The sequence below is a fragment of the Helicobacter sp. CLO-3 genome (assembly GCF_001854545.1).
Taxonomy (GTDB): Bacteria; Campylobacterota; Campylobacteria; order Campylobacterales; family Helicobacteraceae; genus Helicobacter_B.
Genome location: NZ_MLQN01000019.1, coordinates 1 through 12,979, shown reverse-complemented (window position 1 = coordinate 12,979; position 12,979 = coordinate 1). Strand labels below are relative to the sequence as shown.

General features: G+C 41.0%; 11 protein-coding genes. 4 read left to right on the top strand and 7 right to left on the bottom strand.

The genetic code is table 11. The annotated features are described in order from the left end of the window. Positions 1-14: 14 nt before the first annotated feature. On the top strand, positions 15-617 hold the full coding sequence (locus BKN38_RS06095) for a hypothetical protein (protein WP_176754197.1): 603 nt from the start codon (positions 15-17) through the stop codon (positions 615-617). Here the strand turns inward: BKN38_RS06095 and BKN38_RS06090 are convergent. Then, the gene (locus tag BKN38_RS06090) at positions 597-1,295 is read right to left on the bottom strand and encodes a hypothetical protein (RefSeq protein WP_066456274.1); all 699 of its coding nucleotides are present in this window, start codon (positions 1,293-1,295) and stop codon (positions 597-599) included. The two genes, BKN38_RS06095 and BKN38_RS06090, sit on opposite strands and share 21 nt — an antisense overlap. Next, positions 1,288-2,280 carry a toxic anion resistance protein gene (locus BKN38_RS06085; RefSeq protein WP_070957737.1) on the bottom strand — a complete coding sequence of 331 codons (993 nt, stop codon included), beginning with the start codon at positions 2,278-2,280 and terminating at the stop codon, positions 1,288-1,290. The genes BKN38_RS06090 and BKN38_RS06085 overlap by 8 nt, the downstream gene beginning before the upstream one ends. Before the next feature lie 101 nt (positions 2,281-2,381). On the opposite strand from BKN38_RS06085, the gene BKN38_RS06080 reads away from it, so the two are divergent. Continuing rightward, positions 2,382-3,770, top strand: coding sequence for an SPFH domain-containing protein (locus BKN38_RS06080; protein ID WP_066456268.1), 1,389 nt, complete (start codon positions 2,382-2,384; stop codon positions 3,768-3,770). 142 nt (positions 3,771-3,912) lie between these two features. Further along, positions 3,913-4,674, top strand: coding sequence for an exodeoxyribonuclease III (locus BKN38_RS06075; RefSeq protein ID WP_066456265.1), 762 nt, complete (start codon positions 3,913-3,915; stop codon positions 4,672-4,674). A gap of 376 nt (positions 4,675-5,050) precedes the next feature. Here BKN38_RS06075 and BKN38_RS11920 read toward each other — a convergent pair whose 3' ends face one another. The 4 genes from BKN38_RS11920 to dnaA all read right to left on the bottom strand — a co-directional run bounded on the left by BKN38_RS11920 (position 5,051) and on the right by dnaA (position 10,515). After that, the gene (locus tag BKN38_RS11920) at positions 5,051-5,311 is read right to left on the bottom strand and encodes a superinfection immunity protein (protein ID WP_066456257.1); all 261 of its coding nucleotides are present in this window, start codon (positions 5,309-5,311) and stop codon (positions 5,051-5,053) included. Positions 5,312-5,519: 208 nt separating this feature from the next. Further along, positions 5,520-7,859 carry a DNA topoisomerase (ATP-hydrolyzing) subunit B gene (gene gyrB / locus BKN38_RS06065; protein WP_066456256.1) on the bottom strand — a complete coding sequence of 780 codons (2,340 nt, stop codon included), beginning with the start codon at positions 7,857-7,859 and terminating at the stop codon, positions 5,520-5,522. An 85-nt stretch (positions 7,860-7,944) separates the two neighbouring features. Continuing rightward, positions 7,945-9,045, bottom strand: a complete 1,101-nt coding sequence (gene dnaN / locus BKN38_RS06060; protein WP_066456253.1) for a DNA polymerase III subunit beta — start codon at positions 9,043-9,045, stop codon at positions 7,945-7,947. 150 nt (positions 9,046-9,195) lie between these two features. Further along, on the bottom strand, positions 9,196-10,515 hold the full coding sequence (gene dnaA / locus BKN38_RS06055) for a chromosomal replication initiator protein DnaA (RefSeq protein ID WP_066456250.1): 1,320 nt from the start codon (positions 10,513-10,515) through the stop codon (positions 9,196-9,198). 237 nt (positions 10,516-10,752) lie between these two features. On the opposite strand from dnaA, the gene ruvC reads away from it, so the two are divergent. Continuing rightward, positions 10,753-11,250 (top strand): crossover junction endodeoxyribonuclease RuvC, encoded by a 498-nt coding sequence (gene ruvC / locus BKN38_RS06050; RefSeq protein WP_066456248.1) that lies wholly within the window; start codon positions 10,753-10,755, stop codon positions 11,248-11,250. Positions 11,251-11,772: 522 nt separating this feature from the next. Here ruvC and BKN38_RS06045 read toward each other — a convergent pair. After that, the gene (locus BKN38_RS06045; RefSeq protein WP_066456247.1) at positions 11,773-12,600 is read right to left on the bottom strand and encodes a prephenate dehydrogenase; all 828 of its coding nucleotides are present in this window, start codon (positions 12,598-12,600) and stop codon (positions 11,773-11,775) included. Positions 12,601-12,979 lie beyond the last annotated feature (379 nt).

Genomic DNA, 12,979 nt, shown 5'->3' with positions numbered 1-12,979 from the left:
AATCGCAGGCGCATTTGCATTCGCAAACGCATTCTCAGGCACGAGCGCAGGCGCATTTTCAAACGCAAGAGCGAGCACAAAAAACGCTTTCTACAAAAACATTTCCAAAAACATCAGCGCCAAGAGTTTCCGAATCAAGAATTTCCAAACAAAAAATTTTAGAGGCAAAAATTTCAACACCAAATACACCCGCCCCAAAAGCGCAGAATCCCCAAACGCCCGCTCCCAAACAGGATTTGCAAAACACAAAAGATTCACAAATTGTAAAAGTTTCTAAAATTATAAAAGATTCAGAAGATGGCTGGGATTCGCAAATCACGCAAATTACACAAATCACGCCAAACGCGGAAGATTCAAAAATCGTATATCTACATCAACAAAATACATTCAAATCAAAAAGGGCAAATTTTGACATAAAATCGCGCCAAAAAGAACTCGCCCAAAGAAAGCTAATGAAAAATTTTATACAGAATCTAGAAATTTTTGCGTCCAAAAATTCAGAAGAAACAGGCAAAAATACCGCAACCAACAAGGGAATTCTTCATAAATGGTGGGTTAGGCCGCTTATACTTGCAATATATGTTTTACTCCTTTTATTAATGTTTTATATTTTGTAAATACGCGTCTAGCTCGTTTATAAGCGTTTCAAGTGAAGTGGTATTTTTTGTCTGGGCGTTTTTTATTTCTAGGATTTTAAAGCAGAGTTTTGCGGAGAGATTTTTTTGCTTTTCTAGCGCGCGCGTGAGCGCATTGGCCTTTTGTGTGATTTCAGTCTGCAAAGGTGCTTCAAGGTTTTCAAATCCTTGCAAAAAGTTTGCAGTAAGCTCGCTCAAAGCCTCTTGCAAGCGCGCTTTTTCTTGCTCTAGTTTTTGATAAATTGCGCTAATTTTTAAAAACGCGAGCTCTTGTGGATGAAGCGTTTTTTCAAGGTTTAGCTTAATTTGCTCCAAAAAATGCTCGCTTTGAGTCTGCAAAGCCTTTGCTTTATTCTCGCATTCAAAAAGGCTTAGCGCGCGTTCTTTGGGCTCTTTTTGCGCTTTGGCTTGATTATTTTGCACTTTGCTTTGGTTAGATTCTAGCGTTTTAGATTCTAATATTTCAGAATCAAAAATAATATTTTTATGCCTAAAACTTATGCCAAGCGCCTTCATAAGCTCCCTTGCCTGCGGGCTTATCTCAAGATGGTTTAGGTGATTGTAATACGCGCTAAAAAGCAAATCTTTTTCATAAAACGACAGCGCGAGGGAATCTATTTTTTCTAAATTTTTATTAAATCTTGTGATAAAATCAGCCAAAGTTTGCCTTATTTAAATGCGCAGCTTTCGCAAGATAAGAATCAAAAACTTTGATATTTTCGCGCATTTTTGGCAGCGCGTTTTGCTTGTATTCTTGCGCAGAATGCAAAGCATCCAAAACATCATCAAACGCGCCCTTTAGCTTCTCCATATCTAGCATCGCTTCACTTGCGCCCTCTTGGATAGCCTTGCCTTGCTCTTTTAGCGCTTTTGCATTATGCGCGATGAGGTCACTTGTCTGCTCGTTTATCCCCTGCACCGCGTTTAAAACGCGCTTTTGCTGCTCCAAGCCTTGCGCGGTGATTATCGCCACGCTTAGCGCATTGAGCGTCACCACCTTTGTGCGCTCGACAGCGTTGATAAGCTCTTTGTTATTATTTATAAGCGTTTTTAGCGCAAGCTCACCTTGCGTATGCACGGCGATTTGCTGGCTTAGATCGATGATTTTTTGCTTTAGCACAAAGAGAATCTGCTTTTCAAAATCCCCTTTCAAAGCGTCGTTTTCGATCTCTTTAAGCTTATTTTCCGCATACAAATCAGCTTCTTTGAGAATATCTAGCTTTGCTTGTAGTAGTGCGCTTAGATTCGCATTTTTCTCCACCTCAAGCGCAAGCGTGATATTATCCCTTGTCAAAATCTCTTTGCCTTCATCAAGCTTTGCCACAAGCTGATTCAAAAAGCTTTTATTTGTGCTAAATTTTTCAAAATATTTTTTAAATTTCTGCGTCTGCTTGCCAAAGATTTTATCAAAGAATGAGAGCTTAAAATTATGCGGATTGATAGAATCTATATTTGCCTTAATCGCATTTAGCGTCTCAAAAATAAATCCATCACTTTGCTCAAAATGCGCCACATTGCCCTTGATATTTTCACAAAGCGCGGCGGATTGCCTTTTTTCCTCTTTGTCAAATTCATCGATGATATCCCTTGAAAGCTTCCTTTCACTTAGCGCTGTATCAAAGCTTTGTATAAGAGCATTTGACATAGTTTTCCTTTCTGCTTTTTGTGTTAATTGTAGCATTTTATTTTTTGAAAATAAATTTTATGTTATGCTTTTTGGCAAATTTTGCTTAATAAGGATTGACTATGATAAGTTTTGTTTCGATTCTGGTTGGCGCTTTGCTGGCGCTGCTTGTGGTGATTGTTTTGGTGGCGCTGCTTTTCCGCCGCGTGGTGGCGACAAATGAAGTGCATATCATCCAATCTGCCAAAAACACCACTTCTTTTGGCAAAGACACTGGAAATGGCAACACTTACTATGAGTGGCCCTCTTGGGTGCCTATTTTTGGGGTGACAAAAATCGTTTTGCCTGTTTCTGTGTTTGACATAAATCTCAATGGCTATGAAGCCTATGATAAGGGCAGGGTGCCTTTTATCGTGGATATTACTGCCTTTTTTCGTATCAAAGATTCTAATGTCGCAGCCCAAAGAGTAAGCAGCTTTGATGAGCTTATCGAGCAGTTGCGCGCGATTATTCAAGGCTCTGTTAGGACGATACTTTCTTCTCATGAGATTGAAGACATCATGCACTCAAGAAGCACTTTTGGCGATAGCTTTACCAAAGAAGTGCGCGAACAGCTCGCAAGCTGGGGCGTTGAAACGGTTAAAAATTTGGAGCTTATGGATATAAGAGATAGCCAAGATTCTAATGTCATCCGCAATATCATGGAAAAGAAAAAATCTCTTATCGAAATGCAAAGTCGCGTCGAAGTGGCAGAAAATATCAAAAATGCTGAAATCGCTGAAATCAACGCCGAACAAGCCACGCAGATCCAAGAGCAAATCGCAAAACAAGTCGTGGGACTAAAAACCGTAGAATCTCAAAGAGAAGTCGATATCTCCGCGCAAAAAGCCGCACAGCTTGTCAAAGAGCAAGAAAAAGTCACCAAAGAAAAAGAAATGGAAGTCATCAAAGTCGCTGACATCAAGCGCGCAGAAATCACAAAAGATGTCAATGTCGTAAAGGCTGAAGAAATCAAGCAAACCGCCATCATCAACGCAGAAGGTGATAAGCAAAAAGATATCTTAAAAGCTGAAGCCCTGCTAGAATCTAAAAAGCGCGAGGCAGAAGCCCTGCTAGAAATGAAAAGCAAAGAATCAAAAGGTATCGAGCTAGAAGGTGCTGCAAAAGCCCAAAGTGAAAAGCTCATGCAAATGGCGCCAATCGAAGCGCAAATCTCACTCGCACAAGAAATAGGCGAAAATCAAGGCTATCAAAACTACCTCATCTCAATCCGCCAAATCGAAGCCTCTCAAGCCATAGGCATCGAGCAAGCAAAAGCGCTTGATAAAGCAGATATCAAAATCATCGCAAATGCGAGCAATGGCAATGTCAATGAAGGGCTAAAAAGTGTAAGTGAATTTTTCTCTGCAAAAGGTGGCACGCAACTAGGCGCGATGCTTGAAGGGCTCGCACAAAGTGAGCTAGGCAAAAACTTGCTAGATAAAATAAGCCAGAAAAAAGAGCAAAAATAGGTATTTTGGGCGTTTGGAGTGTTTGGAGCGTTTAGGCTATATTTGGCTGTTTGGGGCTGGGGCATTTGGGCTATGTTGGCTATGGGCGGCAAGTTTAGATTCTCGTTTGGATTTTTTAAATTCTAGAGTAAGGAGCGCGTAAATGAAGCTTATTTCTTGGAATGTCAATGGATTGCGCGCATGCATGAATAAGGGGTTTATGGAGTTTTTTAACGCTGTTGATGCGGATGTGTTTTGCATACAAGAATCTAAAATGCTACGCGAACAAGCAACTTTTGACTTCCCAAACTATGAGGAATACTGGAATAGTGCGGAAAAAAAGGGCTATTCTGGCGTGGCGATTTTTAGCAAAAAAGCGCCTTTAAATGTCGCCTATGACATGGGGATCACGCATCATGACAAAGAAGGGCGCATCATCACCGCAGAATATAATGACTTTTATCTTGTTAATGTTTATACGCCAAATAGCAAGCGCGAGCTGGAACGCTTGGAATATCGCATGGAGTGGGAGGATGATTTTCGTGCGTTTTTGAAAAATCTAGAAAAACATAAAGGTGTCATCGTGTGTGGCGATCTCAATGTCGCGCATAAAGAAATCGATCTCAAAAATCCAAAAACAAATCGCCGCAACGCAGGTTTTACAGATGAGGAGCGCGAGAAGATGAGCGCGCTTTTGGATTCTGGGTTTATCGATACTTTTAGGCATTTTTACCCGGACAAAGAAGGCGCTTATACTTGGTGGAGCTATATGGGAAAGGCGAGGGCGAATAACACGGGGTGGCGGATTGATTATTTTCTCTGCTCGCGCGCGCTAGAATCCAAACTCCAAAGCGCTGGAATCCACCCAGAAATACATGGCAGCGATCATTGCCCGGTGGAGCTTGTGCTAAAAGATGTGAAGTAGAATCTAGATTCTAGATAGAAAAACTAGGAAGCTATAAAAAATCTTTAGTGCTAAGGATGCTAGAGCCTAGAATCTAGATTCTGCATTCTAGCTATGATTTTATGGGATTTAAGAAGTTTCAAGGCATTTCAAGCATTTCAAAAGTTTTATAGCACTTTTGCTAATTATCGCTGATAACCGCACAGATTATGTTTAATTAGCTCAAAAAGTTTTGTAGCGTTAAACGCGCTTGAATGGCGTTTATTTCAACGATTTGCTATTTGATGAGTTTTGGGGTGTTTGGCGGGTTAGATTCTAGTATTTTTGGCGTTTAAAGCGATGTTTTTGGATGAATTTCGAATGCTGGTTCAAGATGATGCAATATAAAAGCTAGAATCTAATCTTTTTTCATAAAGCTAATGCCAAGCGCGACAATCCAGCCAAGCACGCTCCAGCCAAAGCTAATATTTATGATAAAAATTAGTAATTTATCCTTGTGATTTCGCATAACAGCGATAAAAGTAGGCAAAAAATAGATAAAAATCCCAACCATAAATGAAAACGCAAAAATCGCCAAAAAGCCAAAATCTATGCTCCTAGAGACGATCTCTACGCCATCAACGATAGTCACATTTTCTCTACGAAAAAAATCAAACATCAAATTTCCCTACTAAACTCATTTCAATCAATAGATTTTGCCTAAGATTTCACATAAACCCATAGATTTTGCTAAATCGCTAGATTTGCCAAACTTATTACTTCAAACGCTTAAAGCGCGCTACATACGCACCACGCACGCCAAAACACTTTTACGCGCTTCACGCGCTTACAGCTAAGCGCGCCTAGCAAACACTACTAAACGCACCCTACACATCAAGATGCTTCACATCTTTGGCATGCAGCTGGATATATTCCCTGCGCGGCTCTACCTCATCGCCCATAAATAGCGTGAAAATCTTATCCGCCTCTTCCTCATCTGGAAGCGTGACGCGCAAAAGCGTGCGATTGCTAGGGATCATTGTCGTCTCCCACAATTGATCCTTATTCATCTCGCCAAGCCCTTTGTAGCGCTGCATATCATAGCTTTGCTTGGTAGAATTCTCGATCTCTTCCAGCGCCTTTATAATATTTTTGCCCTCCAAAAACGCCAAATCGCGCTCTTTGATTCTATTATAAATATTGCAAGCTTCTTTGAAGAAATTGTTTGCAAATAGATTCTCATCGATAGTGATTTCAAGCAGTCCTGTGGGTGTTTGCACATAAAGTGAAAGGAAATTATCCGCGATGGTTTTGTTTAGGATATTGCACTCGATACTTGGCAAAAACTGCTCGATTTGCGCGAAAATCTGCTTATAATCCATATCGCGCACCTCTTCATTTTCTATCAAAAATCGCACGACATCTATCATCGCATAGCGCTTTTCTATCTCTCTTAGAATAGAGCGATAATGCAAAATCCACTTCAGCACCTCTAGCAATTCTTTCTCGCCTATGCCTTCAAATTGGAAATTTTCTATGCCATTTTTTATAAGAAACTCGCTTAGCTCTCTATCATCTTTTAGATAAAACTCTTTTTTCTTGTTTTTCTTAAGCTGCAAGCGATAAAGCGGAGGCTGGGCGATATAGACATAGCCTTCTTTGATAAGCGGCTTCAAATAGCGGTAGAAAAAAGTCATAAGAAGCGTTTGTATATGGCTGCCATCCACATCCGCATCCGTCATGATGATGATTTTATGATAGCGCAAACGCTCGAGGTTAAACTCATCGCCCACGCCACAGCCAAAGGCTGTTATCATATTTTTGATTTCATCAGATTTTAGAATCTTATCAAGGCGTGATTTTTCGACATTTAGGATTTTGCCTCTAAGCGGTAAAATCGCTTGAAAATAGCTATCGCGCCCCTGTTTTGCCGAGCCACCAGCAGAATCCCCTTCGACTAGATAGATTTCGCACTCTGTCGGATCCTTGCTCCTACAGCTTGCGAGCTTGCCCGGAAGTGTGCCAGTAGAGAAGTTTTCTTTGTTGCGTGTAAGATCGCGCGCTTTTTTCGCTGCTTCCCTGCCTCTGGCTGCCATGATAGCTTTTTGCATGATAGCTTTAGCATCGTTTGGATTCTCTTCGAAAAACTTGCTAACGCGCTCAAATGTGAGCTTTTGGACTATGGGCTTGACAAAAGAGCTACCAAGCTTGCCTTTTGTCTGCCCTTCAAATTGTGGATCGATGATGCGCGTAGAGACGATTGCTACCAAGCCCTCGCGCACATCATCACCAGTGACTTTTACATCTTTTTCGCGCGCGTTGGCATTGGATTCTATGTAGTTCATGATGACGCGACTAAGCCCCGCGCGGAATCCCGCCTCATGCGTCCCGCCATCAGGAGTTCTGATATTATTTACAAAGCTCAAAACCTGCTCATCAAAACCATTGTTATAAGTCAGAGCGATTTCTATCTCTGTCTCTTGCTCCTCGCCTTTAAAATAAATCACAGAAGCGACTTTTTCGCGTTTATTGACATCTTCGATAAATTGTATAATCCCATCATCAAAATGATAAGATTCTGCAAAGCCGCAGCGCTCATCGCTAAAATCTATCGTTAGGTTTTTATTCAGATATGCCATCTCTTTGAAACGCTTTGTCAGCACTTCTTTGTCAAACTCGATGACTTCCATTATCTCATCATCTGGGAAAAATTCTATTGTCGTGCCGCTTTTGTCGCTTTCTCCCACGATCTCAAGCTCGGTAGTGGGTATGCCTTTGGCAAACTCTTGGCGATAGATTTTGCCATTTTTGTAGATTGTCATTATCAGCTTTTTAGAAAGCGCATTGACAACAGACACGCCCACGCCATGCAAACCGCCAGAAGCTTTATACACTTCGCTATCAAACTTCCCGCCTGCATGCAGCACCGTCAAAACAACGGTCGCTGTCGGGATATGCTCTGTAGGATGCATATCCACAGGGATGCCTCTACCATTATCCTCGATGATAGCGCTTCCATTGTTTGTAAGCGTGATTTTTATGTTATTACAAAATCCAGCCATCGCCTCATCGACAGAGTTATCCACGACTTCATAAACCATATGATGAAGTCCATTGATATTAGTGCTTCCGATATACATCCCGGGGCGTTTTCGCACCGCTTCGAGTCCTTTTAGGACTTTGATGTTTTGTCCGGTGTATGTTCCTTTTTGTTGTTCGTTTTGCATTATTTTCCTTTGTTTATGGCTTTTTGGTTTGCTTTAGCTTTGTGGCGCAGAATCTTACTAGAATCTAGATTCTAGCTTTTAGATCCTAGCAAAGCACTGGCATAATGATAGTAGAGTAATTTTCATCTCTAAGCATAAAAGGCATATTCGCTTCATTTATCAAAATCTCAAACTCTGCCACATTGATATATCGCAAGAAATCTAAGATATATTGCGCATTCATCCCAAGCGTGATAGGCTCTGGTATCTCTAGTGGAAGCTCGATTTGCGTGCTAGCAGATTCTAGCTCTTCAGAGCTCATCGCTTCAAAAAGCAAGCCATTAGAATCTAGCGTGATTTTGACATTTACTGATAATGATTTGATGAGGTTTATCGCTTCTTCGATGTCTCTTTTTGGCAGTTTTAGCTGCATTTTGAAATCTTTTGGGATGATTTTCTCATAGTCTGGATATTTGCCATTTATGAGCTTGGTAGAAAACGCGTAATTTTGCGAGCGCACAAAAAGCATCGTCTGTGAGAAAAATATCTCAAAATCATCAGAAAAGAGCTTTTTTATCTCTAAAATCGCGCGTTTGGGGATGATGATAGAAAGTTGCGTGCCGATAGATTGGGTGTTTTGGCGGATTATCGCTAGTCTTCTAGTATCTGTGCCTACAAAGTTGCAATAATAATCTTTCACATCGATAAGTGTCCCTGTGAGCTCGATGCGATGATTATCTATTTTGTGCGCGCTAGAATCCGCTGCCACTGCCACTTTCTCGATTGATTTGATGAAATCGATAGAATCTAGATTTATCTTTGTGTCATTTTCGCTGATTTCTGGGAATTTTGTGGCGTTGTTGAATTCTGCTGCGTTAAATGTAGAAAGCTTAAACTTCGCCTTTCCTTGTTTTACAAGTATTTGGCTGTCTTTTGTTTCTAGTGTGACTTCGCCATCTTTTAGTTGTTTGATGATGGGAAGTATTTTTTTGCCCTCTATCGTAGCGATGCCATCCTCTGCGTTTTGCAAGATATCAATCTTTGATTGGATAGAGATCTCATAATCTGTCGCTTTCATAAGTAGCTTATCACCCATAGTTTCTAGGTAGATATGGGATGTGATTTGTGATGAGTCTTTTTTGTCGAGAAATGATTGGAAGTTGTTTAGGATCATTTCGAAGTTTGTCTTGTTTAGCGTGATTTTCATCGCTGCTCCTTTTTATTATGAAATTAGAAGTATTAGTAGTCTTCGTGAAAAAGTGAAAAACATATCCTAGCGCCCTATTTTGCGAGATTTGCTAAGTGATATTTTTGTCTTTGACTTTTCACGACATTTCACCGCGCGTATTATAGCAGATTATAGGCTTTTTTCGTTTTGTATTTTGTTTTTTAGCTCTTTTGAGAGTCGTTTTAGATTCTCATCGCTTTCTATCTTTTTGCTGATTTGGGTGAATGCCTTTGAAATCGCGCTGTGGTCTTTCATATTTAGCTTTTGTGCGAGCATCCCCATAGAATCTATCGATGAAGCGAGTGTTCTTGTGAGATAGATGACTAGATGCCTTGCTTGCACGATGCGCGAGGTGCGCGATTTGGAGATGATTTCGCTTGGTTTTACATTGCATTCTTTAGCGACGGCGTTTATGATTTTTTCTAGCCCGATTTCTTCATTGGCTTCTTTTTGGATTTCTTTTAGGACATTTTTTGCCATAGATATGCTTATGGGCTGGTTTGTTATGGAGTGCTGGAAGTTTAGCTTGAGTATTACGCTCTCAATCTGGCGGATGTTTTCATTTATGTTTTCTGCTAGGAAGTTTATGGTTTCTTTATCCATATTTATTTGGTTGTCGCGGCATTTTTGCTCGATGATGCGCACCTTTGTCTCTATCTCTGGGGGCTGGATTTCCATCATCATCCCGCCTTCAAACCTCGACCTTATCCGCTCCTCTAGTCCTTGGATTTGCTTTGGTAGTTTATCAGAAGTCATGACGATTTGTTTTTTGCTTTTATACAGCGCCTCAAAAGTGTTGAAAAACTCCTCTTGCAAGTTGCTCTTCCCGCCTAGAAACTGCACATCATCAATAAGCAGATAATCACAATTGCGATACACATCTCTAAAAGCATCCATAGTGCGCTGTTTTAGGTGTTTGTGGTATTCATTCATAAACTCTTCGGCGGTTATGTATATCACTTTTTTGCGATGTTCCATTGCAAAGTTGCCTATCGCGTATAAAAGGTGCGTTTTGCCAAGTCCGGTGTGCCCGTATATCAGCAGCGGGTTAAACGCGGTGGCTTGGCGCTTGGCGGCGCTTTCGGCGACGGTGAAGGCGTGCTCGTTGCTGCTTCCTACTACGAAGTTATCAAAGGTTTGTTGCGAGTTTAGGAAATGCTGTTCTTGTATGCGCTGGTTTTTGGCTTTTTGGCTTTTATTGCCTTGTTTTTCTTTGGCGACTTCGATTTTTACCTCGGTTTTGGTTTTATTGATGATTTCAAAGATATGCGCGATGCTTTCGGCGTAGCTGGTTTCTATCCATGTTTTTATGTAAGGGTTTGGGACGATAAATACGGCAAGGTTGCTTTTGGAGGCGTTTTCATCGTATTTCATCAAAGAAATATATTTATCAAATTCTTGAGGCGATACTTCTTTTTTGATATGCTGAAGCACTTCATCCCAAATCATAGATTCTCCTTGCTAGTTTGCTGTGCTGGTGTTTTGAATTTGTCTTGCTTTGGTTTGTCACATTGGCGCGCTAAGCTAGTGAAAAATATGTGAATAACTTTTATCATTTGCGTGAATAATTTAGCAAATTTAACGAATCTCATAGCGCTTATGCACTAAAATAGCGCGTTTAGAACGCAGGATTCTAGCAAAAACAATATGTGAAAAACATAAAACAAATATACAGGATTTGAAATTATGATAGTGCTTGGGATTGATCCGGGAAGCAGGAATTGTGGCTATGCTGTCATTTCTAGTGGCACGAGTGCAAATGCTGGCGCGCTGAAGCTCATAGAAGCTGGGTTTATCAAAATAAAAGAGCGTGATTTGCAAAGCCAGATTCTCGAATTTGTCGAAGGCATAGATTTGGTGCTAAAAGAGCACAAAATAGATTCTGTGGCGATGGAGGATATTTTCTATGCTTATAATCCCAAAAGCGTGCTGAAGCTAGCACAAATGCGTGGCGCTATCAGCCTAAAAATCCTGCAAGATATAGGCAACTTCGCCGAATACACGCCGCTGCAAGTGAAAAAGGCAATCACAGGCAATGGCAAGGCGGATAAAAATCAAGTGGCGTTTATGGTGAAGCAGATTCTAGGCATCAAAGCAGAGATAAAACCGCTAGACATCACCGATGCCATCGCTATTGCCATCACGCATGCGAGGATTCTAGGGAATACTAGTGGCGGGAAATAGTGTGAGATAGCGCGCGAAAATTTGCGGGATTTTAGAGAATCTTGCGAAATTTTGCAAAGCAGAGCTAGAGCAGGGCAGGGCGCTTGTTTGGCATTAATCTTGCGTTTGATTAGAATCTGGATTTTGGATTTGAAATTTGTTTATTTGAGTGGCAATCGGTGGCATAAATCGCAATATAAGCGTGAAAGCAGTATAATACCTCGCCCCAATTTATATTGGGGCGCATTCCAATGTAAAGGCGGAGTTATGAGGAAGCATAACAAAAGCCTTGCGTTTGCATTATATCTAAATTTCAAGCTTTTTGGCTTTAAAATTAGGATAAATGTTAAGCGCTAGGGCTTGCGGGGTTTTCTTAGCCCCGCCTTTCTTGGATTTGCTATTTTATCTCCGCAAAACGAGAATCTAAAATCTAGATTCTGCGCCTGCTTTACTTCAATACCTATTGCACTTCATGTTTGCTTTGCACCAGATACCCACTCTGCGCTCCAAAATTTACCCCAAAATCCACACAAGACACAGAATCTACATAAACTCATGCAGCGAATTTGCGCGCTTCATCCACTCTATGAGATCCTCCCAGCGCTCCTCTTTGATAAGCGTCTCCGCGTATATCATCTCCTTGCCAAAGCACTCGATAGAATCCAGCAGATTCTGCTTGTTTTGCGCAAACACATCGCGCCACATGATAGGCGAGCTTTTGGCGATGCGACTCATATCCTTGAAGCCCCCGCCAATGAGTGCCAAAATATTTTGCGGCTCTTCTTGTGAAAGCACCGTGTTTGCCAGCGCAAATGAAATCACATGCGGCAGATGCGAGATAAACGCCACATGCCTATCATGCTCTTTGGCACTCATTTTGATGATGCGCATGCCTATGTCATTAAATATTTGCTTTGCTAGTGCTACTTGCAGCTCGCCGCTATTTTCTAGATCTGCCAAAATCACGATTTTATTATAAAAAAGTCCCTCTAGCGCGGCATTTGGACCATAGTTTTCTGTCCCGCTCATGGGATGGGCGGCGATGAAGTTTTTGCGTATTTGCTCTGGCACGGCGCGGATGATTTGCTCTTTCGCCCCGCCTAGATCGATGATAGTAGTGGTTGAAGGCAGCGAATCGATGCTTTGAAGTATCGAGATTATCGCATCAAGCGGCGTGGCGATAAATATCACATCACATTTCAAAATTTGCTCAAAATCCACGCACTCATCCACTAGCCCAAGTAGTAGCGCTTGCTGGCAGTGAAGCGCATTGACATCATGCCCGATGATGCGCGTGAAGCCCTCGCTTTTGCGAAGTGCCAGCCCCATACTCCCGCCTATCAACCCAAGCCCTATAATCCCTGCTTGCATATGTGTCCTTTTGGTGATTTTTAGATAATTTTTTTACGCAAACAATTTGCAAAATCTAGCAAATAAAATGGGCAAAACAAAATCGTATTTTAGCTAGATTCTGCGATTTATACACAGCGATTTTGCACTTCTCTTATTTCGAATTTTTGTTCGAAAGTGTAAAATTGTTAGCTTGAAGCATTCAGAGAATAAAAATATATTTTGTTAAAATTATCTATAAAATTTTATTAATTTTTTGTTTCTTAAACAAAATTTCGCTTAATTTTTTTAAGAATCCTATACAGCCAAGGTGTATAGTAGCCAATCTTTGTAGTAAAGCGAACTTTTTGCATATAGGGCCTTAGTGGTTTTAGTAGTTCTCTAGTGCGGCGAGGATCTT